This window comes from Streptomyces sp. NPDC047869 (genome assembly GCF_040704065.1).
Lineage (GTDB): Bacteria > Actinomycetota > Actinomycetes > Streptomycetales > Streptomycetaceae > Streptomyces.
The window spans coordinates 305,452-326,556 of record NZ_JBEYRK010000003.1 but is presented as its reverse complement, the minus strand read 5'-3'; the positions used below and the strand labels follow the sequence as shown (position 1 = coordinate 326,556).

At 67.4% G+C, this 21,105-nt stretch carries 19 protein-coding genes; 6 read left to right on the top strand and 13 right to left on the bottom strand.

Annotated features, from left to right (window positions below; all coding sequences use genetic code 11):
• The first annotated feature begins 180 nt into the window (after positions 1-180).
• The gene (locus tag AB0924_RS06205) at positions 181-1,515 is read left to right on the top strand and encodes an SGNH/GDSL hydrolase family protein (protein WP_366910784.1); all 1,335 of its coding nucleotides are present in this window, start codon (positions 181-183) and stop codon (positions 1,513-1,515) included.
• 58 nt (positions 1,516-1,573) lie between these two features.
• Here the strand turns inward: AB0924_RS06205 and AB0924_RS06200 are convergent, their stop codons facing one another.
• Positions 1,574-2,023, bottom strand: a complete 450-nt coding sequence (locus tag AB0924_RS06200; protein WP_366910783.1) for a hypothetical protein — start codon at positions 2,021-2,023, stop codon at positions 1,574-1,576.
• Positions 2,024-2,174: 151 nt separating this feature from the next.
• Between AB0924_RS06200 and AB0924_RS06195 the strand changes: the two genes are divergently transcribed.
• Positions 2,175-3,224, top strand: a complete 1,050-nt coding sequence (locus AB0924_RS06195; RefSeq protein ID WP_358930485.1) for a helix-turn-helix domain-containing protein — start codon at positions 2,175-2,177, stop codon at positions 3,222-3,224.
• A gap of 146 nt (positions 3,225-3,370) precedes the next feature.
• On the opposite strand, the gene AB0924_RS06190 is transcribed toward AB0924_RS06195, so the two are convergent.
• On the bottom strand, positions 3,371-3,673 hold the full coding sequence (locus AB0924_RS06190; RefSeq protein ID WP_358930487.1) for a hypothetical protein: 303 nt from the start codon (positions 3,671-3,673) through the stop codon (positions 3,371-3,373).
• 380 nt (positions 3,674-4,053) lie between these two features.
• Between AB0924_RS06190 and AB0924_RS06185 the strand changes: the two genes are divergently transcribed.
• The gene (locus tag AB0924_RS06185) at positions 4,054-4,554 is read left to right on the top strand and encodes a DUF2267 domain-containing protein (RefSeq protein WP_366910782.1); all 501 of its coding nucleotides are present in this window, start codon (positions 4,054-4,056) and stop codon (positions 4,552-4,554) included.
• Positions 4,555-4,807: 253 nt separating this feature from the next.
• On the opposite strand, the gene AB0924_RS06180 is transcribed toward AB0924_RS06185, so the two are convergent.
• Positions 4,808-5,350 carry an MOSC domain-containing protein gene (locus AB0924_RS06180; RefSeq protein ID WP_366910781.1) on the bottom strand — a complete coding sequence of 181 codons (543 nt, stop codon included), beginning with the start codon at positions 5,348-5,350 and terminating at the stop codon, positions 4,808-4,810.
• A gap of 239 nt (positions 5,351-5,589) precedes the next feature.
• On the opposite strand from AB0924_RS06180, the gene AB0924_RS06175 reads away from it, so the two are divergent.
• Together AB0924_RS06175 and AB0924_RS06170 are read left to right on the top strand one after the other, a co-directional pair.
• Complete coding sequence (locus AB0924_RS06175; RefSeq protein WP_366910780.1) at positions 5,590-7,134, top strand: protein kinase; 1,545 nt, start codon at positions 5,590-5,592, stop codon at positions 7,132-7,134.
• A 222-nt stretch (positions 7,135-7,356) separates the two neighbouring features.
• On the top strand, positions 7,357-8,103 hold the full coding sequence (locus tag AB0924_RS06170; protein ID WP_366910779.1) for a class I SAM-dependent methyltransferase: 747 nt from the start codon (positions 7,357-7,359) through the stop codon (positions 8,101-8,103).
• Between the two features lie 153 nt (positions 8,104-8,256).
• Here the strand turns inward: AB0924_RS06170 and AB0924_RS06165 are convergent, their stop codons facing one another.
• Together AB0924_RS06165 and AB0924_RS06160 are read right to left on the bottom strand one after the other, a co-directional pair.
• On the bottom strand, positions 8,257-8,451 hold the full coding sequence (locus tag AB0924_RS06165) for a hypothetical protein (RefSeq protein WP_366910778.1): 195 nt from the start codon (positions 8,449-8,451) through the stop codon (positions 8,257-8,259).
• A gap of 9 nt (positions 8,452-8,460) precedes the next feature.
• Positions 8,461-9,309, bottom strand: coding sequence for a helix-turn-helix transcriptional regulator (locus AB0924_RS06160; RefSeq protein ID WP_366910777.1), 849 nt, complete (start codon positions 9,307-9,309; stop codon positions 8,461-8,463).
• 264 nt (positions 9,310-9,573) lie between these two features.
• On the opposite strand from AB0924_RS06160, the gene AB0924_RS06155 reads away from it, so the two are divergent.
• Positions 9,574-10,233 carry an ATP-binding protein gene (locus tag AB0924_RS06155; RefSeq protein ID WP_366910776.1) on the top strand — a complete coding sequence of 220 codons (660 nt, stop codon included), beginning with the start codon at positions 9,574-9,576 and terminating at the stop codon, positions 10,231-10,233.
• Between the two features lie 100 nt (positions 10,234-10,333).
• Here AB0924_RS06155 and AB0924_RS06150 read toward each other — a convergent pair whose 3' ends face one another.
• The 8 genes from AB0924_RS06150 to AB0924_RS06115 all read right to left on the bottom strand — a co-directional run bounded on the left by AB0924_RS06150 (position 10,334) and on the right by AB0924_RS06115 (position 21,085).
• Positions 10,334-11,683: a DNA cytosine methyltransferase gene (locus AB0924_RS06150; protein ID WP_366910775.1), complete on the bottom strand. Its 1,350-nt coding sequence runs from the start codon at positions 11,681-11,683 to the stop codon at positions 10,334-10,336.
• A gap of 10 nt (positions 11,684-11,693) precedes the next feature.
• Positions 11,694-13,523: a DUF6339 family protein gene (locus AB0924_RS06145; protein ID WP_366910774.1), complete on the bottom strand. Its 1,830-nt coding sequence runs from the start codon at positions 13,521-13,523 to the stop codon at positions 11,694-11,696.
• Entirely contained in the window at positions 13,523-14,350 is an 828-nt protein-coding gene (locus AB0924_RS06140) for a hypothetical protein (RefSeq protein ID WP_366910773.1), read from the bottom strand. Before AB0924_RS06140 ends, AB0924_RS06145 begins: the two co-directional genes overlap by 1 nt.
• 65 nt (positions 14,351-14,415) lie before the next feature.
• Positions 14,416-16,356, bottom strand: a complete 1,941-nt coding sequence (locus tag AB0924_RS06135) for a hypothetical protein (protein ID WP_366910772.1) — start codon at positions 16,354-16,356, stop codon at positions 14,416-14,418.
• Positions 16,353-17,378, bottom strand: a complete 1,026-nt coding sequence (locus tag AB0924_RS06130; RefSeq protein WP_366910771.1) for a PD-(D/E)XK motif protein — start codon at positions 17,376-17,378, stop codon at positions 16,353-16,355. Before AB0924_RS06130 ends, AB0924_RS06135 begins: the two co-directional genes overlap by 4 nt.
• Complete coding sequence (locus tag AB0924_RS06125) at positions 17,375-19,930, bottom strand: Z1 domain-containing protein (RefSeq protein ID WP_366910770.1); 2,556 nt, start codon at positions 19,928-19,930, stop codon at positions 17,375-17,377. The genes AB0924_RS06130 and AB0924_RS06125 overlap by 4 nt, the downstream gene beginning before the upstream one ends.
• 167 nt (positions 19,931-20,097) lie before the next feature.
• A complete protein-coding gene (locus tag AB0924_RS06120; protein WP_366910836.1) occupies positions 20,098-20,517 on the bottom strand; it encodes a very short patch repair endonuclease in 420 nt (139 codons plus the stop codon).
• 124 nt (positions 20,518-20,641) lie between these two features.
• Complete coding sequence (locus AB0924_RS06115) at positions 20,642-21,085, bottom strand: DUF3592 domain-containing protein (RefSeq protein ID WP_358930500.1); 444 nt, start codon at positions 21,083-21,085, stop codon at positions 20,642-20,644.
• Between the last annotated feature and the right edge of the window lie 20 nt (positions 21,086-21,105).

Genomic DNA, 21,105 nt, shown 5'->3' with positions numbered 1-21,105 from the left:
GTGATCCCGCGCACAATTGTCCCTTCCTGACCGACTCCCGGAACGAAACAGGAGTTCCCGGCGTCTGTCTGTAGGGGGTTTCGGGCAGGGTCCTGTCAGGTCTCCCGAGCCCATGACGCATCATGGGTTCATCAAGATCGGAGCCTCGGGCTCCCATCTCCCGAGGAGAACAACGCAAGCATGACCAAGCGTCATGGTTATGCCGTACTCAGCGCGCTGCTCGCGCTGATCGTGGCCGTGTGTGCCGCCGTCTACGTCACGGTGGCCACGGACGACGGCACCCCCAGCAGCACTTTCGCCGGCACTCGCCCGCGCCATGGTTCCTCCGTCGCTCCCGCGTCGACCGGCACCTGGGTCGGTGCCTGGTCCACTGCGCCCGTGGGCGGCGAGCCGGGCACCGAGACCACCGGTCTCGCCGGCCGTTCGGTGCGCAACGTCGTGCACGCGAGCACCGCGGGGACGAGTGCCCGCATCACGCTGTCCAACCTCTACGGACAGTCCCCGCTGACCATCACGCACGCCTCCCTGGCGGTGGCGCTGGGTCACGACACCGCCGTGGCCGACGCGGAGACGATGCGCCGGCTGACGTTCAACGGTGCCACGAGCGTGGTCGTCCCGGCCGGCGGGCAGGTGCTCAGCGACGCCGTGCGCGTGGTCGTCCCGCACGACTCGGACGTGCTGGTCACCACGTATTCGCCGACGCCGTCGGGCCCGGTGACCTATCACCCGCACGCGCAGCAGATGTCGTACGTCGCCCAGGGCGACCGTACGGAGGACGCGACGGGCGCCGCGTACACCGAACAGACGCCGTACTGGCGGTATCTGACGGCTCTTGACGTGCTGAGCAACGAGGCGACGGGCACGGTGGTCGTCTTCGGTGACTCCATCACCGACGGCATAACGTCCACGGTCGGCGCCAACCGCCGCTGGACCGATGTCCTCGCGGGCCGGCTGCACACGGCGGTGGCCGGCGGTGACGCCCTGCCGCGCTACGGCGTCGTCAACGAGGGCATCAGCGGCAACCAGGTTCTCGCGGACGGGCTGGGCCGTCCGGCGGAGAACCAGAGCGGTCTCGGCCGCTTCGGGCGGGACACGCTGTCCCGGACCAATGTGAAGGTCGTCGTCATCGACCTCGGCATCAACGACATCATCCGGAACCCGGCTCTCGCCGACCCGGGCAGGATCACCGAAGGTCTGCGCACCCTGGTCCGCCAGGCGCACGCCCGCGGTCTGAAGGTGGTCGGCGCGACCCTCATGCCGTTCCGCGGCCACCGCGGCTGGACGCCGGCCCGTGAGGCGGTGCGTCAGCAGGTCAACGCGGAGATCCGGTCCGGCCGGGTCTACGACTCGGTCGTCGACTTCGACCAGGCTCTGCGGGACCCGTACGACGCGCGCCGGCTGCGCCCCGAGTACGACTCCGGGGACCATCTGCACCCGAGTGACCTGGGCTTCGCCAAGATGGGTGACGTCTTCGACCTGGGCGCGCTGAGGGGCGCGGGGCAGGCGGAGCTGTAGCGGAAGGCCGTGACGGCGGGGTGCGGCCCCGCCGCGGGCGACCGCGTGGGGTCCGTCCTCACGCACCCGTCGTGGAGCCGGGCCGCACGATCATCAGCACCGTGACGGCCGCCCACAGCAGGTTGAACAGGCCGGTGTACATGGCCAGCCGCGCGGTGTTGCGGCGGCCGCCGGCGCCCTCCACGAGCGCGGTCTGGGCGGGCAGCACCAGCGTGCCCAGCACGAGGGCGGCCAGCGCCGTGAGGACGATGGACACGATCAGCCAGGCGCTGCCGAGCACGTGCATCTCGCTCGCGGTGGCGAACCCGAAGACCGGGACGACGACGCCGACGACGGCGTACACCCGGCAGATCCGGTGCAGCAGCCGCAGTGTCTCGGCGGGGTTGTCGTCGTCCGGTGCGGTCAGGGCGCGGCGGGCGGCGGGCGGGAACATGCTCGCGGCGACGGTGACGGGCCCGATGGCGACGATCGCGGCGATGACGTGGACGGCGAGGAGGAACTTGGTCACGGCAGGAGGCTAGGCGGCCGGCCGATCAGGGAGCAGTGGCCGGATTGCCAGTGTCCGACGGATTCTCGCCGCCGTGCATTCCACGGGTACAGGGGAGCGGGCTCCGGCTCCACGACTTGGCGGCGATCCGTCGTACGGCTACTTTCCCGCCATGCACACCGTGGCCGTCCTGGCGCTGGACCAGGTGATCCCGTTCGACCTCTCCGTCCCGATCGACACCTTCGGCTGGGCCCGGCTGCCCGATGGCCGCCCCGCCTACCGGGTGCGGGTCTGCTCTCCGGGGGCGGGACCGGCAGCCGGATCGGGGGCGGGGCCGGGCGCGGGGGAGGTGAGCGCGGGCGGGGGTGTCTTCGCGGTGCGGGCGCCGTACGGCCTGGAGGCGCTGGCGGACGCGGACACGATCGTCCTGCCGGGCGTCGCCGACCCGGCGCTGCCGCTTCCGCCGGGCGTCACGGAGGCGGTGCGCGCGGCGGCGGCGAACGGCACGCGCGTGGCGTCGATCTGCGTGGGCGCGTTCGTCCTCGCGGCCACCGGCCTGCTGGACGGCCTGCGCGCGACGACCCACTGGCGGGCGGCGCGGGAGCTGGCGGAGCGGTACCCGGGGATCACCGTGGACCCGAACGTCCTCTACGTCGACAACGGCCAGTTCCTGACGTCGGCGGGCGCGGCGGCGGCCCTGGACATGTGCCTGCACATGATCCGCCGGGACCACGGTTCGGCGGTCGCCGCGCACGCGGCCCGGATGTCGGTGATGCCGCTGGAGCGGGAGGGCGGGCAGGCCCAGTTCATCGTGCACGACCTGCCCCCGGCACCGGCCGGCGCGACCCTGGAGCCGCTGCTGACCTGGCTGGAGGACAACTGCGGCCGCGATCTCGCACTGGACGAGATCGCGGCGCGGGCCCGCATGAGCAGCCGCACCCTCAACCGCCGTTTCCGCGAGCAGACCGGTACGACTCCGCTTCAGTGGCTGCACCGGGCGCGGGTACGGCGGGCCCAGTACCTGCTGGAGACGACCCCCTACCCGGTGGAGCGGATCGCCGTGCAGGCGGGTTTCGGCTCCCCGACGGCCTTCAGGGAACGCTTCCGCCGGGTGGTGGGGACCAGCCCGCAGGCGTACCGGCGGTCGTTCCAGTCGGCGGAGGCGGGGTCGGGGCCGGGTGCGGGAGTGACGCCGGGGGTTGCGCGGGTGGGGGCGCGTTGACGCCGCAGGGCACCTGCTCCGGTCGGCCCGGGACGGAACGCCCTGCTCGGCTGCCCTGCTCGGCTGCCCGGCTGCCCGGCTGCCCGGCTGCCCGGGGGGCCGGCTGCCCGGGGGGCCGGCGGTCCGGCGTCGTCCCGGCTGTCGGCTCAGCCGCGCCGGTCGGCGACCGCCCAGGAGGCCAGGGCGACGGCGCCCGCGACGCCGAGGACGGACGGCCACGCGCCGACCTTCTTGGCCAGCGGATGTGATCCGGCGAACGCGGCGACGTACCCGGCGGTCAGCGCACCGGCGGCCTTCCCGCCCGCCTGCCTGCGCCACTGCTGCGCCGCCGCGGCCCCCGCGGCGGCCAGGACGACCCCGCCGAGCTGCCGCTTCCTGGTCCAACGGGCGACGCCGTACCCGCCGACGAGCCCGGTCGCGGCGACCACCGCACTGGGAACCCTGGCCATGAGCTGCCTCCATCTATATCTGTATCGATACGTCGATACGTCGATACGTCGCGGTCTGCTTCGTCTGCCTGTAATGCCTGGTCCGAGGCTAACGCGCGTCCGGCCGGGCCCTCTCGGGCGGGTGTCCGTCCACGTCCGCGCCCCCTGGTGGCCGAAAACGTCGAGTCGCGGCACGCTCCCCGGACGGCGGCGGGGATTCGCGCGGCCGCATCAGCCCCAGGTCCGCACCAGTGGCCGCAGGTGCCACATGGGCGCCATGGGCCGCATGAGTCACATGCCACCACATGCCGCACTTTGGCCGAACTCTCGCTCATGCGGGCCGCATTACGGGGTATCGGGCTCTCGGTGCCCTGAAGCGTCCCGGAGGAGGATCCACCACGATGACCGTGACGACCCCGCAGCCGAGAACGACCATCCCCGCCCCTGCCACCACCGCGGCCCCCTCGCCGCGCCCGCTCGCCCCCGAGACCGGCGCGGACACCGCACGCTGGGAGGCGCTCACCGAGGCGGTGCGCGAGGCCGGCCGGTACTCGACGGCGGCCGAGGCCGAACGCGTCACCCGTACCGTTCTCACCGCCCTGGGCGGCCATGTGACCGGCGAGGAACGCGTGTCCCTGGCCCAGGCCCTGCCCAGGCAGGCGGGCACCCTGGTCGCTTCGCAGATCCCCGCGAACACCCCGCTGTCCGCCCGTGAGTTCGTCGAGTCCGTGGCGAGTCACCTCGAGGACGCCACACCGGCCACGGCCCGCTGGGACGTCAGCTCGGTCCTGGGCGTCGTGGCGGACACCGTCGGCGAGTCCCTGACGACCCGTGTCCTGGCCCAGCTCCCCCCGGGCTACGCCCTGCTGTTCGGCCGCGCGGACCTGGCGGCGACGGCATAGACCTCCGCCCACGCCCCGGCCTCCACCCCGACTCTCCGGGCGCCGCACGAATCCCGCCGCCGTCCATTCGGTGACCGCGGCCGGCGGCGCCCGGCACCCGGCCGGAGGGCCCGGAAACCGACGGCCCGGAAACCGACGGCCCGGAAACCGGCGGCCCGGAAACCGGCGGCTCGGAAATCAGAAGGCGAACGGCCGAACGGCGGTACGGCGGTACGGCGGTACGGCGGTACGGCGGTACGGCCAACCGTAACGGTCAGACTCGTTCGAGCGGGCGGTGAGGCCCGTCGGGCAGCTCCACGCGAATCGCGTCACCGGCGCGTACGACGCCACCCGCCCTCACCACACCCATGACCCCGGCCCGGTACCGGACATGCCCGTCCGCATCGCGCCCCACGACCTGCTTCAGCAGCCCCCGCTGGAAGTTGTCGATCTGGAGGCACGGATTGCGCAGCCCGGTCACCTCCACGACGGCCTCGTCCCCGATCCGCAGCACCGCTCCGGTGGGCAGCCCCAGCAAGTCGATCCCCCGGGTGGTGATGTTCTCGCCCAGTTCACCGGCCGCCACCCGGAACCCGGCCTCCCCGACCTCCTCGAACAGTTCCTCGTGGATGAGGTGCACCTGCCGCAGGTTCGGCCGGGTCGGGTCCTGAGCGACGCGCGACCGGTGCTTGACGGTCACCCCGGCATGCACGTCCCCCTCGACCCCTAGGCCGGCGAGCAGGGTGATCCGCTCCCGGTTGGGCTTGGTGAAGGAGTACTCGCCGTTGCTGCTGACGGCAGTGACAGTCGCGCTCATCGCAGGCCCCCCGTATCGGCTCTTCGTCGCGAGATCCGCCGAGAGCCTAGCGGCAGCCCTGACCGCCCCGTCCTGGGGCGCACTTCGCACCGCCGGCCGGGCGACGTGTCCCGAGCCACCGCGACGGCGCACCCCGCAGTCACCGAGTTAGTCCGGATACCTGACACGGGCTCGGGTACCCGCACCTGAGCACGGCCCACGGCCGAGTCCGGCATGAGGTGACAGCAACGGAGACCCAGATGAAGGCCAGCCGATCAGCAGCCCCGCCGGCCCCCGCGCCGGTCACAGCGGAACCGCGGTCCGCTCACGTCCTCGCCGGACGCTACCGGTTGGGCGCGAGAATCGGATCGGGAGGCATGGCCGACGTCTACGAGGCCGTCGACACCCGTCTCGGACGGCCCGTCGCGGTCAAGGTGTTCCGGCCGGGCCCGGGCCCGCAGACCGAGGACCGTCTCACCGCCGAGGCCGTCCTCCTCGCCGGCCTCCAGCACCCCGGACTGGTCACCGTCTACGACTCCGGACGCGAGGACGGCCGCACCTACCTGGTCATGCAACTGGTCGAAGGCCCCACGCTGCACAGCCTCCTGCAAGGCGGCCCCCTGCCCGAGCGGCGCGTGACGGCCCTGGGCACCGCCCTCGCCCGGGCACTGGCCCACGTCCACCGGGCCGACATCGTGCACCGCGACGTCAAACCGTCGAACGTGCTGCTCGACCCGGCCGGTGACCCCCACCTGGCCGACTTCGGCATCGCACGCCTCGCGGACGCCACCCGACAGACGGCACCCGACGTACTGACCGGCACCGCCGCGTATCTGGCGCCCGAACAGGTCGAGGGCGGGTACGTCGGACCGCCCGCCGACGTCTACGCACTCGGCCTGGTCCTGCTGGAGTGCCTGAAAGGGGAACTGGAGTACCCGGGCACCCCACTGGAGGCCGCGGTCGCCCGCCTGCTGCGCGCACCCGAGATCCCCGACTGGTTCTCCCCGGACCTGGCGGCCCTGCTCAGGACCATGACCGCCAAGGACCCCGAGGCACGCCCCGGCGCCGAACAGTGCGCGAAGACCCTCGCGGCCCTGAACACGCCCGGCGACCCCCACCGACCGCCGCCGGCGACGCCCGTCGTGCCCCGCCCCCCGGCTCCCCACACCCCTGCGACCGAGGCGCCGAGGACACACGTATCGGCGGCCATCCGCCCCGCCCGTACAGCGGGCCTGGAGGGAGCCGCAGTAGCGGCGGCGGTGCCGGTACCCGCCCGGGCCGACGGCCCCCGGCACGGCCGACGCCTGGCAGTGGGCACCGCCCTGGCCGCCCTCTCCGTGGCCCTGGGTACGACCCTGGCCTTCGCCCCGGGCACCAGCGGAACCAGCGACGACCGCGCCGACGCGAAATCCACCGCCACGACCCCCGACCAGTCGCCGTCAAGCAAGGCGATACCCGGCGGCAAGCCCAGCACCGCCCCTCCGGCCGGCGCCCAGCCCGACACGAGGACCTCCGGCTCGCCCACCCCGGCAGCGACCCCGGCCGGCTCCCACGCCGAACCCGTCTCCCACGCCGAACCCGTCTCCCGGTACCTGCCTTCCTCCGACCGGCCGACCCGGACGGGCCACACACCCTCCGGCAACAACACCACCGACTCCCGCAGCCCTTCCCCGGACCACCCCACCAACACGGCCCCCCCGACCCACGCGACCCCGACCCGCCCCACCCCATCCCACGCCACCCCGAGGCCCCCCGGCCAGAGCAGCAAGCCCTCACAGCACGCGGCGCCGGACGACGAGGAGTGAGGCACCCTTCCGCGGCCGGGCCTCGCCATGCGGGGCGGTGACCGCGGCATGCGCGAAACCCGGTGGACACCGACCCCTCGCGCGTCCTAGCGTCACCGACGTTCCGAAGATCCGTACGTCCTGATGAGGTGCGTTTGATGACGGTCCAGGCAACGGCGGCCAGCGTCAACAGGCCGTCCCCCGCACATGCCACGACCTCATCGGACACAGGGAACCCCAACAGTGGATCTTCCACGTGAATTCACCATCCGCGAGAGCAGCCACCGCATCCACAACCCGTTCACCGGCGAGCAGCTGGCTGCCCTGGGGCAGGCGCTGCACCTGACCCCCGGGACGCGCGTGCTCGACCTCGCCAGCGGCTCGGGCGAGATGCTGTGCACCTGGGCGCACGCCCACCGCATCGTCGGGACCGGCGTCGACATCAGCACCGAGTTCACGGCCAGGGCCCGTGCCCGCGCTGCCGAGCTCGGCGTCACCGATCAGGTGGCCTTCGTCCACGGCGACGCATCCGGCCATGTCGCGGACGAACCCGTCGACCTCGCCGCGTGCATCGGCGCGACCTGGATCGGCGACGGAGTGGCCGGCACGATCGACCTACTGCACCGCAGCCTCCGCCCCGGCGGCCTGCTGCTGATCGGCGAGCCGTACTGGCGTCACGAACCCCCGGACCAGCAGACCGTCGAAGCGTGCCACGCCGGCGCCAAAGAGGACTTCCGCCTGCTGCCGGAACTCATCGAGCGGTTCGGCGAACTGGGCTACGACCTCGTCGAAATGGTGCTCGCCGACCAGAACAGCTGGGACCGGTACCGGGCCGCGCAATGGCTCAACACCCGACGCTGGCTCGACCGCAACCCAGACGACGAGCTGGCCCCCGAGCTGAGAGCGGACCTCTCCCGCGATCCGGTCCGCTATGCCAGGTACGAGCGTGAGTACCTCGGCTGGGGCGTCTTCGCCCTCATGGAGCGCTGACGGTCACGCCGGTGCCGAGCCGGGGCCGGCAGGATGCTGCCGGCTCCGGCTGCCCTCGCCGCTGAGGACGACTTGGGCCACTCCGTGATCGAGGATGAGGGCAACGGGGGCTCCTCGTGGTCATGACCGTGGGCGACACCGCGCGAGTCGCTGTCACTGAAGCAGATGGTCCGCCTTGCCCGCCTTGATGTCGAGGATCATGGTGCGCAGGGCGTCTCGACTGTCCACGATGAAACGGTCCTCCTGCCCGCGCACGGCTATGTACGCATTGCCGGCCTCATCGACACCTATCCGGAAGCACGAGTTGCCCTCTCCGCAGAAGGGCTCTTCCCACTGGATCTCGGACATGGACGCCTCCTAGAGCTCGCGAGCGATGGCGCGGATGAAGCCCCTGGAGTCGTCGGGGGAGAGTGCCAGGTCCTCGATCCGGTCCAAGTGGGCACGGTACTTGGTCAACTCCTCGGTGCCGTACAGGAAGTCCGGCCCGTGAGAGCTGTCGATCTGCACGGTGTCCAGCTGCCCGGTCGGCCCCTCTGCGTAGAGGACCGTCTGGCCGGCACCGGGGAACGCGCCGTGGGCGAAGGGGACGACCCGCACGATCACGCCGTCCGTCTCGGACTGATCGACGAGATGTTGCAGTTGATCCCGAGCGACCCGAGGTCCGCCGAACTGCATCCGGATCGCCGCCTCGTGCACGAGGCAGACGAACGGGGGAGCGGCAGCGGAGGTCAGTACCTCCTGACGACGTCTGCGATGCGCCGCCCTCATCGCGACCTCGTGCTCCGGCAGCGCCGGAAGCACGGCCCGGAACACGGCGAGGGCGTAGTCGGTCGTCTGGAGCAGGCCGGGAATGTGCACCGTGCAGGTCGTACGCATGCGAGTGGCGCGTGCCTCCAGCTCCGCGACGTCGAGCATGCCTTGAGGCAGGGCCCCTCGGTACTGCTCCCACCAGCCCTGGCCGGCCGAGGCCATCGTCACCAACGCGGCCACATACTTCTCGTCGTCGCACTGGCAGTGCCGAGCCAGGAGGCGGAGCCGTTCCTCACTGATGGTGCGGACACCGGACTCCATGTAGGAAATCTTTCCCCGGTCGACGCCGAGGAGGGTCGCCGCCTGCTCCGCGGACATGCCCGCGGCTACCCGCATCCTGCGCAGCTCGTGACCGAGGCGCTTCTGCCGCTGAGTTGGGACCGCCTTCGAGGGCATGCCCTTCCTTCCGTCTTGGCTCAGACGGAAGTCTGCCGTGTCTCCCCACCCGAAAGCCACGATCGAGCTAATTTGCCGAGGCGGGTGGCAAATTTACCTCACCGTCTCCTAGCTTGAACACCGCGCCGCCCACACGGCGAGCGGAAGTGCATCGCGCACGCCCGCCCACTCACTCCTGCCCTGGGAGAGGTGGGCCTGCGCCAGGGTGACAGGCCACTGCTTGCCGAACAGCACAAGTCGATGAGCATAAAAAGGAGTCGAGACATGGACTGCAGCGCATGTACACCAAGAAGGCCTTGGGAACTGCCGTTCCTCGCCGTGCCGGAGGAGGTGGCGGCGCTACGCCGCCTGCTGCGAATTCACCTGGCCCTGTGGGGCCTGCAGGAACTGACCGAAGCCGCCCAACTGTGCGTCACTGAACTCGTCGCCAACGTGATCACCCACGTGGGCGCCGGCACGCCCACCACCCTCGCCGTCTCGATGCGCGGCACCCACCTGCGCATCGAAGTGCATGACCCCGACACGCGAGCCTTACCGACGCTGGCCGCGCCCACCGACGACGCGGAGACGGGGCGCGGCATGACTCTCGTCGCTGCGACTTCCGACCGCTGGGGTGTCCAACTGCTGCCCGATCGCAAGGTCACATGGGCTGAGTTCGCGACCGGTTTGAGCACCCCGAACGGCCACAGCCGGAGCGTGCACGTCTCAAGAGCCGAGAGAGTGCTCGGCTTCTACGACGTGCGGCAGGCGGAAGGTCCGCAAGTCCTGAACCGGCTGAGCGCCACCATTGCCGAGACTGCCGCGGTCGAGGCGATCGCCGACCTTCTTCATTGGCTTCGCGTGCATGGCCACGATGCCGATGAGGCGTTGGACAGGGCCCAGGTACGGTTCGAGGCGGAGACGGCGCAGTGCACCAACTGGTGAGCAGCAGAGCTGGGCCGGGCGTCGGCGGATTCGCCGTGGCGTCGCGAACTTGAGCACTGGGCGCACCCAACGCTCTGTTACGTCGTGTGCGCTCCAGTCCTCAGCTTCGCAGGAACGAATATATCGACGCTGCAATTGCTTTTCCGAGAGGAATTGGCACCGCGTTGCCGATCTGAGTGGCGATCTCGGTCTTGCTGCCGCACCAACGGAAGGTGAGCGGAAAGCCCTGGATGCGTGCCGCCTCATAGTGTGTGATGGGGCGACCCTTGTCCGGATGTAGATAGCGCCCCTTCTCGGGCTTGAAGAACTCTGTCCGGATGGTGACTGACGGCTCACCGTAGCGGAGCCGACCCATTACGTCCCCGGTGCCCGTGTTGTGCTTGTCCCAACTTGCTGTCGAAAGGGGTTCGACGGGAGTTCTTACGCCAGGCGGGTTCGGTGAAGTGAAGATGTGGATCTCGTCGAACTCATCAACTGTATACCACTTGTTGCGAAGGTCTTTCCTGTTCCCGCCGGGCGGGATGGCCTTGTAGCGCGCGCGGGACAGGGCCTCGGGGTTTCGGCCGAAGTGCAGGTCGCGGGTGGTGAAGATTCCAGGCTGCATCGAGTTCAACTCGGGGATGAATTTTTTACCGTCTGGAAGCTCCGTTCCCCCGGGCTCTCGCTCGGCCGTTTCGGCGAAAACGCTGTCCACTGCCTCCCAATAGGAGACCTTCGCGTTCAGTCCGTCGAGCGGTTCGGAAGTGCCGGCATTGATCCCTCTCGGGCGCCGCACATGCGTTTTCACGGGGTACGACAGCTTTCGACCGTTTTCGATGTCACGCCTGACGCCGATGACGATGGCTCTGCGGCGCGCTTGCGCCGCACCATAGTCGGCGGCGTTGAGCAGGTAGCTCTTGACTCTCTCCGGGGCGATGTCGGAGGGCTCGCAACCGGACGGATCCACCAAGCGGTACTCGGAGAGCTTGCCGCCTTCCTTGACCTCGTCGAGCAGATCGTAGAACTCGTCCGACTTGAGGAAGCGATCGACGTTCTCGATCACGAACACCTTGGGGCGGATCGCAGCGACGATCCTGACGTACTCCTCCCACAGGCGATTGCGCTCACTGCCCTTTTTGTTGCGGTTCAATGCCGAGAATCCCTGGCACGGCGGACCGCCGATGACGACGTCCGCGTGCAGATCTTCCGCAGTCGGTATCCAGGCTTCGATGTCACCCACGTGGATACGAGTAGCAGGCACCCGCCGGTCGGGTCGGAGGGTCCCGAAGTTCACCGAGTACGTGGCTGCTGCGGCCACATTGTGCTCGACCGCCGCGATGCTGTGGAAGACGGGACCGGTTTCGTTCCTGCCGACGGGGCGAAACTCATGAAACCCCTGGGTGAAGCCGCCGCAGCCGCTGAACAGGTCGACAACGGTGATCGGATCAAGAGCAGGGCGGGGCGTAACCATGGATGGGATCTTAGCCTCGCAGAGCCGCAGCGATGGCGAGACCGGCTGCGGTGGCAAGCGGAGGGGGCATCGCATGCCCGACCTGACGGTACCTGGACGTCTTGCCGCCGAAGAGTTTCCACTCATGGGGGAACGACTGGATCATCGCAGCCTGTTCGACTGTGAGCTTGGGCTCACCATCGACGGGGAAGTCCGATCCAGGCGGCTCGTCACCGAGGCTGTTGCCGTTCACCCCGAGTGCGGCCCAGGCCTTCTTGCTGCCGGTGGGGCCCAGGTCGGCGCCGCCTCGACGATCGGAGCCACCGACAAGGGCGGGGGCAATGCGATCGGCGATCTGAATCCAGCGTCTCGCCCCCGGCCATCCGTTGACGGCCATGGACGGGCCGAGGACTTGACCTACCGTGGGCGCCGGCTTCCCAGTTGGCTCGGGCCAGTGAAAACGATCGAAGTAGGGGTCCTTCAATGCGACCAGGAATCCGCTCCTGCGGTTCTGAGGGACGCCGAAGTCGGCGGCGTTGAGCACCTTCCAGCGCGTTCGGTACCCGGCTTGGCTCAGTTCCTCCTCGATCCACTCGCGATCGGCAGCGAATTCGAGGCTCTCGATGAGGTCGGGAACATTCTCGAAGAGAACTGCCTTCGGTTGGATGTCACAGACCAAGGAGATTGCCGCGCGCAACACTCGGCGTTCTTCGCCGTCCCCTGCTCGGCCCACTGTTGCCGATGATTTTACGCGTGGCAATCCACCACTGATGAGATCGACCACCCTGACGTCGGGACGCATGCTCGGGTGAAATTGGAGTACGTCCATGCAGACGACGTCCCATTCAGGGCGGTTGAGGTCGATGGTGAAGCAGGCGTCGGCCTTGCTGTCTATGAGCACGACTGGATCGAAGCCGGCCCGTTCGAGGCCCAGCGCCTGGGCGCCTGTACCGGCGCAGATCTCCAGGGAGCTGAACCGTCGGACCTCGGGTCGGGCCTTGGGCCTGGCCTGGGCCGGGATCAGCGGAACCGAGGTCTCCTTCACGGCCTCGCTTGCCACTCCGTGTTGCTGTGAGTCCATGCCGGCAGCTTCTGCGGCCGTGCGGCGGGCAGGGCGCTGGGCATCGATCGATTCTTGAGCGACCGCACGAAGTTCGTCGGCCAGCGCGGACTCCTCGATACCGTCGAAAAGTACGAACGGAGCGAGTCGGAGCAATCGTTTGAGGAAATCACGAAGCGTTTCGCGCTCGTTCAGCCCCGTCAGATCCAGGTCCTTCCAGACATGCAGGATGGCTCGGACAAGATGAGGACTTCCACCGAGCGCGGCGCGGCGGGCGTAGATCTGGTCGAACGCGGCCTCGCCCAGGATCTCAAGTGCTGCATACGGATACGCTTGGTCGGACGAGCGTACGAGCTGGGCACGCCACCACAGTCGGCCGAAGACGTGTCGGGTGAGGTCGGTTCCCAGTACGCGATCCTTGGGCGGCTGGGGATAGCGCCAGAAGGCGACGTCCGGGAGGAGGATCAAGGCCAAGAAGGCCCAGACATCGCGGGACGCTGCCTCTGCGGGAACCATGCCCATCTCGGCGTGCAGGAGAGCAGCCAACTGCAGATCGAACTCGGCGTTGCGTGATCGGTCGGATTCGTCGGGGAACCCGGCCTGCTTCGCCAGGTCGAGTACCCCCGCCCTCAGCTCCTGAAGTCGAGTCGGAGAGATGCGGTCTCCGCCCGTTGCGACGTAGACAGCCGAGTCGTGTGCGACGGCCACACGCTGGGACAGCTCCCCGACAGGGAGGCCCCTGAACTCGTCGAACAGCGGCTTCGCCTGTTCGGTCAGGAGCCGAGGATACAGAAAGCCCATCACGTCACCTCGAAGAGTCTTACGGCGGCCTGCAGGTCCGAGGCGAACAAGGCGGGCGACTGCCGTTGGCGCAGTCGAACGTCAGCGATCGACTGTCCTGGGAAGAGTTGGTCGAACAGGCTCAGCAAGGTCGCACCCAGCGAACCGTCGGGAAAGTCGGCTTCCTCTGTGAATTCATCGTGTCTAACAGCGTGTTCGACCAAGACGCGGGCGGCGTCCGCATAGACAGCCGAGAGCACCACGCGGTCGATGGGGCGAGGTCTGGCCGCATTCTGAAAAGCCGTCGCTGTGACGGTGTTCCGCTCGTTGACCAGAAGGAGCAGCGAACCCATCGTGGCATGCTCCATGCCACCACTGATCTGCAGGTGCCATGCTGCGTCGTCCGGGAACGATGTCCGGGAGAAGTCGATGACCGCCATCGGGAATTGCGGGGCGTCGCCTTGGAGGCGCAATTCCGCTCGGTCGCTCCAGAGCACGGAGCCTGCTCGCCGCGGTGCTGAAGCACGGGCGTCGTTTCTGCGCACGGCCAATACGAGAGCTGTGTCGAGAAGCAGCAGGCCGCCCAGATCGGCACCGGACAGCAGCACATCGAACTCTGCGGTGACAGTACCCGTTTCAGTCAGGCGCACGTGTTGGGCCGGCCCACTCAGGTTCGAGCCGGTGGAGGTCCATACTGCGGAGATCAGCAGGGCCGCATCTGCTGGAAGCCCCGACTGGCTGCGTGCCCGGTCCACATCTACGCGGACGGTTCTGCGCATGCGCAGATTCATTTGATAGTCCCAGTCCGGCAATGCCTCGGGCAGGGCCACTTCGCCGTCCTCGACCACGAGTCGCCACGGGTCGGGGACGACAACGTCGTCCGGGGGAACACGATAGGGAAGGACGTGTCGAGTCACTGGTTGTTCACCGCCTCGACCTTGATGCCGATCTCAGTCACAGTGTCCGGCGCCGGTCGCACCACAGCGCGCCAGATCGACTCGCCGCCTTCCAGGACCTGGGCATCCTCGTTGTAGGCGTGGCCCGTGTCGTCCTCCCACGCCACCAGCTCGGGCATGCTGGCTCCGATGGGTGGATCCGTTTCGCGTCCACCAGCCCCGGGGAGGGTGACCGCAAGGTCGATGCGCACGCGTTGGGGGCCCGGAACGGGGAGTCGGAACTCCTGGACAAGTACGGAGTTGTCTCCGCGATCGTCGTAATAGGGATCGCCGATGTACTGCACCCGCGGACGACGTGGAACGGTGGTGCCACCGACGGGTACTGACGTACTGACAGGCGACTGCTCGTAGTTCGAGTCGGGCTCCTTCGGTGTGGTCACCCGGCGGTGTGATGCCCGTCCTCCAGTGTCGTCGGGGCGTGACTGCCCCCGCGTCGCCGTGCCGCCGGATCTGGAGTACGCGGTGGCTCCGCCGATGCCCCAGGCGCCGCCCACAAGACCGGAGAACATGGCACTGGCCGCGCCGAGTGCAATGTTGCTCGCACCAGGACGCGTCACGCCGTTCAGGGACAACAGATCGTTCAGGGCTTCGTTGATGCGCCGATAAGTTGTTTGCACGAAAGTGCTTTCGGGCCTGTCGAGGGAGTGCGCGTTCCAGGCATCGTGTGTAGGCGGTTCGGCCTTGGCGTAGACGTCGTCCATTTCTTCATCGGCTCTGAAAACGCCGGCATAGCCCTGATTCACGCTCGGAGGTTTCGGCCCCGCGTGGTAGGTGACGACCAATTCAGCGGGACGCATCAGGCAGACATGGTGGACAAGATCCTCTATGTTCAGTATGCGAGATGCCCGTGAGGGGTCGAACGGCGGCATGATGCGCTTCACCAGCCCCAACCTCCCCAAGAAGCGTCGTGGCTTGAGGCACTCGAGGCGGCTGCCGTTGGGGCCTTCCATCTGCTCATACGCCGCCACGAACATGTTGAGCGGGCGGATGACGCGTGGATCGGGCACCGCATGTTGGACACCGTCACATGTGACGGAGAAGTGCATGGCGGGCGGCCTGCCGGAGGTCGAGATCATCTTGGGCCACAGATGCCAGGCGATCGTGTGGCCCAGGTAGTCGGCTGCTTGCGGTGCCTCGAGATCGTCAAGGTTGGGATCGACTACGACGACGGTCGTACCGGTCTCCTGCGATCCGAAAGGCTTCAGGCCGAGGCGCTGGGCGACGGTCTCGGCCTTCGGACCGACAAGGGGCTCGACGACGCTTCCCGAGGTGTCCCCCCACCAGTGCCTGCCCGTGTACCGGCGTTGTCCTTGGTCCTCGCGAGCCACATAGCTCTTCCACAACGTGCAGCCGATGAGACGGGTCTCGTATGTTCCCTGCGCAGTGCGGCATCGCGAGTGGACAAGCACTGTGCCCGGCTTGGACAGCAGGTAGAAGATGCCCTTGCCGAAGCCATAGGTGCCGCCACCCAGGGCAGTGTCGCGAGGCTCACCGATATTGCGGATGAAGGAGACGAAGTCGCGGTCAGGGCCGATTGCATCGTCCGCACGAGTTGGTCCTCCGAGACCACGGGTGCCGCGGTCGGATACGGCAAGTACTCGAATCGGGCCACGCCTGAGCGTGTCCCTGAGCGGGAAATCATCCGTGCCGGGGGCGCCGGCGAGCAACAGTTCCCTCCAGGCGCCGGTGTGGGCGGGACCGACGGTCCACATGTCAATGCGGTAGTCGACCGGGACTTCTGCCGGAGCAAGGCGGGCATCCCAACTGTTCTGAGCCGACTCGCGCACCAAGATCGTGAGTAGGTCCAGTTCCGGCCGCCCCAATTGGTTGCGGATACCCTCCGCCGCGCTCGCGCCTTCCGGCGGGTAGGGCTGGGAGAACCACTGGGGCTCTGTCATGCGGAGTCCCGGATCAGAAGGTCGAGCATTTGGACTACCTCGTCGTCGGTCATGACAGTCGGGTGATCTATGGGCAGATCGATCGTGTACTCAACGTCCAGGACGGATATTGGTACACCTGCCTCGAGTAGGTTTCGTGTCGTGAGCCGGGGAAATCCGGGAGCAACGCGGTACCACGCCTCCTGCCGGACCGCGAAGCGACAGTCTTGGTATTTTCCCGTATCGGCAGAGCGATAGCCGACTGCGGCGAGTAGTTCGAGTAGGGTGCTCTCGTCGTCGCAGGAATCAAGTACCTGGTTCAGCAACTCCAAGAAGCCAATACCCGATCCGTCGGCGTCAGGCGCCTGGAGGCGGAACCAGACCAGGTACAGAGCCCCGTCCTCGGGAGCGTCGAGCTGGTCGAGCCCATGAATCCGAGCCCTGCGCCCCCTGACCGCGGTGGTGGTCTTTACTTCGACGGCGGACTTCATCGCCACGAAGTCATGAGGGTGTCCTCCGGGTCCTCGCCATAGGCGATGAGCGCTGGGGTCGCGTTCGAGGAGTCGCCTGAGAACAAGCAGCTCGCCGAACAGACCCGCGACCTGTTCGGGCCCGAGTGGCGCTCCTTCCGACTGAAAGAGCGCCTTCCACCGGTCAAGGACTCCGTACAGCGCCTTGACCGGGTTCGCGGGAAGGGCCGCGACCGCATCCAAAACATCGACGCACAGGTCGGTGAAAAGGTCGTTGAGATCTGTACGCAAGCATGCGAGATCTGCGTACATCTGGTAGGTCTCGTCATCTTCCAGTGGGCGCTTGCGCAGTCGAAGTACGGGGCCGTCGAGGCTCGTACGTATCTTCAGATGCGTGTGTATGGGCAGCAGGATGTGCCGGAAGCCCTCGTGATCGACTCCTGCTGTCAGAGGCCCTTGTGGGGTGCTCACCGGGAGTTGGGACACACGCAAGCGGCGTTCACCGATTGTTTTCTCGGCTTCGAGTGCAGCCCAATGTTCTTCGACGACCTGTCGGTGAATGTCGTCGTTCACCCGTCCTCACCATCGTCGAGCAGGGTGTAGTCCTCGTCCTCCATGCTTAGGCCGGAGAGGTCGGCGGAGATGTACTTCTCGACGGTACTGTCTCCATGCCTCGGCTCAGGAAAGACCAGACCAACGCCTACTACGTGCTCTTCCGCGTTCAAAGGGGCACGCAGCTTCTTGGTCGGGCTGGGTGCGGAGATTTTGTCGATCGGATACAAGACCAGCAGGCCGGTATCCGGGAGAAGCTCGCGACGCCGATCCATGATGCCCTTTTCGGTCAGCTTTGAAGTGTCGCCGTCCATGTCGACAGCGGCATCACGGCGGCTCATCAAAGTTTTGATGTCGGCAAAATGTGGGTCTGAGGTGCCGCCGACAAGGCGAGCTCGCGTATTGAGGCCGACGCTTACATTCGAGGCAAAAGTGAACGGATCGCCGGTGGGGTTTCCCACGATGGCCACGTTCCATTGGCGAAGAGAATCTGCCGTTTTGATGCGCTTCCGGATGTAGTCGATGATGAGATCGGCATCGTTTTCTGGCGACTTGTCGTGGAAACTGTAGGCGGCCAAGAAGGACGTCACGACGTCGTGGGGAACGTTGCGGAAGATATAGCGCCCTTCCTTCGGTCGCTCCTCGATTCGGGCCGCATATTTCACGGAAGAGGTGACCAGGCTGGTGGCTGCCGAAATATTTTGCCGAAGCCAGTTCGCCTCAGTGCGGAAGTAATGTGTTTGGACTCGTTTTCCGCCGTACGAAGATGCGGCGGTGACGGCATCCCGCATCTTGGCAGCCGCTGTGACGCGCAGTGCCGGGTGTGTGCGCAGACGGACGGCGAAGGTCAGAGGCGTCTCCGCCTCGGTCATGTAGATGTCGATGTCTCGACGCATCTCCGTCTCGACCGTGGCGAGGTGTCGGAACCACTCGGCCAGTTCGTCGGTCATCCAGATTCGGGGTAGGTCCGCATAGCCGTTTCTGAAACCGAACCAGCGCCCCATCTGCAAGAGCGTGTCGTAAGCGGAGACGGATCGGACGAAGTAGCTGACCGACAAGCCCTCGAGGGTGAGCCCTCGGGAGAGGGTGTTGCCGCCGACCGCGATTGCAACAACTGGGCCGTTCTCGTAGTCGAGACGGTCCTCGCTGCTGGAGTTGTCCATGATGACGCGGCAGCTCTGCAGGACACCAGGTAGTTCGGGTGCCAAGTCATCGAAGGTGACCTTGCTTTCGCCGAACTCTTCGGCTGGAACGCGGGCTGTTTCCTCGTCCCAGAGGTCGCGCAGGCGCATGAGGAAGGCCGAGTCGGTCAAGGACCTCGTGGCACGCTCCAGCATGTGCAGCAACGGTCGCTTGAAGCTGTTGTGCACAGCTGTGTTGACGCTGGTGTGTATCAGCATCGTGCTGTGCGGATTGCCCCTCCGGCGGACACGACGGGCAGCGGTGGCCAGCCAGAAGTACTGGACGGCGCGGCTGAGAGTATCGGTGATCTGGGGCTCGAAACCCTCGATGTCGGCCTTGGTCTTCGGGCGAACGCAGGCTACGTCATCCTCGGGGACCGTACGGATCATGTCGTATCCGTCGTCCACTTGCTCGGGGTCCTCGCCGTCCAGCGCGTACCGGCCGAACAGGACTTCGGTGCCGAAGTGCCCCTCGGGCTTCGGAAGATTCACCACGAAGTCACGGGGATAGAGATCCTCCGCGCTCGGATCGATGAGCAGGTTGGCGAAAGGAGAGGCGGTGTAACCAACGTAGGCGGACCGAGGCAGGCTCTGCATGATGCTGAGAATCAACGGGTTGATGGACTTCGTCGCGACCGTTGCCTGGTCGGCCTCGTCGTCGATGATCAGCGCGGGGCAGTCGTGCAGGTAGTCCGCTGCCTTCTCCAGCCAGCGAGCCAGCTTCCGCAAGACCGTCGCGTTCTTCTTGACCACGCAAAGCACGTGTGTCTTGTTGCTCTTGCCGAAGTAGGCGGCTGGGTTCTCATGAGGTGTGAAGTCTTTGTCCAGACCGGTCAGTTGTGACCACAGGGAAGGGTTGGGTTCGACAAGTTGCTGGACCAGGCGGGCCTGGGTCTGACGCCTGAGCCCGTTGTGGATGCCGGCCAGGACGATGAAGAGCTTGTATCCGCGGTCGGCAGCCTTGGCCATGACGGACGTGAAGTTGGTGGTCTTGCCCGACTGCACGTACCCCACGACGAGACCGCGCGTGGAGAATGACTTCTCCTTGGGGTGGTTCAGAAGGGAGACCACGCGTGTTGAGGAGTCGTCCAGATGCCGGATCGCGGGGCTGTCGGGCCAGCCGTCGGCTCGGAGCAAGTTGACGATCGCCGGCCAGCACTTGTCCTTGTCCTGCGGCCCCGTGTACCAAGTGTCGCGGTTGCCGAGGACGACCGCGTGAGGCTCTTCCAACTCCTTGACACGTATCATGTGCTGCTCGTGTCGTTCCCGGATCTCGTGGACGATCTCGGGGCTGACGCCCAACATCTCCAAGCGCTTGACCGCTTCGGACGGGGGGAAGGCGTCCAGGAGCGCCTTGAACGTTTCGTACATACCGTCGAACTCGTCGGTCATAGGACCCGACCGCCCCCGCTCCCACTCAACAAGTGTCTGGACTGGCACGCCACTGTTCCGCCGGATCACATCCGTAATTGGAGTCCCCGGCAGTGAGGTGACCCAGGGCCACCTTTACAAGGCCTACACATTATCCAGACAAGTGGTTGTCACTACCAAGGACTGTGTCAGGGTTGTTGCCTGTCCGTTGACTTCGCGCGTCCTTCGGGGTTCGACCGTCCGGTTGCCACCGAGGAGGCGATGCGACGGGCTACGTCCTCGGCGGACTCGTGCTCCCAAAAGCGAAGCACCGTCCAACCCGCTGCGGTCAGGTGTTCCGTTGTCTGTACGTCGCGGGTCATGTTCTTGTCGAGCTTGGCGCGCCACCACTCGGCGTTCGCCTTCGGCTGCGTGGCGTGTTCGGGGCAGCCGTGCCAGAAGCAACCGTCGAGGAAGATGGCGACCTTGGCGCGAGAGAAGGCGATGTCGATCGTCCTTCGGGGCATCCCCGGGACCGGCACGTTCACGCGGTAGCGCAGGCCCGAGGCGTGCAGGAGGCGGCGAACCGCGATCTCCGGAGTCGTGTCACGGGAGCCCTGCCGGCTCATGCGGGCGGAGACTGCGGCGGAGGAAGGGATGGCACCGGACACGCTGCCATTTTGCCGGCGTGCCCAGTGTCGAGGGCAAGTCCTGGTGGGTTCGTCCGGTGGGCCGGTGGCAGGGACCGGCGGTTCACAGCAGGGAGAAAACTCCCAAACCAATCCCAAACATCACGGAAAGCGCACACCACGCCAAGTTCGCAGTAGGCGAGTACGCCTTGGCCGTGCGGACCACCACCGCGCGCCGCGGGTCCTCCGGGTCGTAGCGGAGGATGACCGGGGTGCCGCGGTACAGGGCGTTGGGGGAGTCGGGGTTCAGGGGAACCTGGCGGTAGGTCTGGGTGGGTGGGGCTGTGGGGTTGCCCGGGGGTGGGGCCTGGTAGCGGATCTGGGGCGGGTGGTAGGACGTGCCGACGCGGCGGGGGGAGTTGGCCACCTCGCCCCGCGTCTGGACGCCCCGCACGCCGAGCCGGCCCAGGGACCGGTGGGCGCGCAGGGCGGCGTGTGTGCCGTGGGCGCCGATGAACGTCCAGAAGGCGGCGAAGAGGAGGGAGACGGTGGGCCAGGGTTGGGGCATGGCCGGCCGCCCCCTCCCCT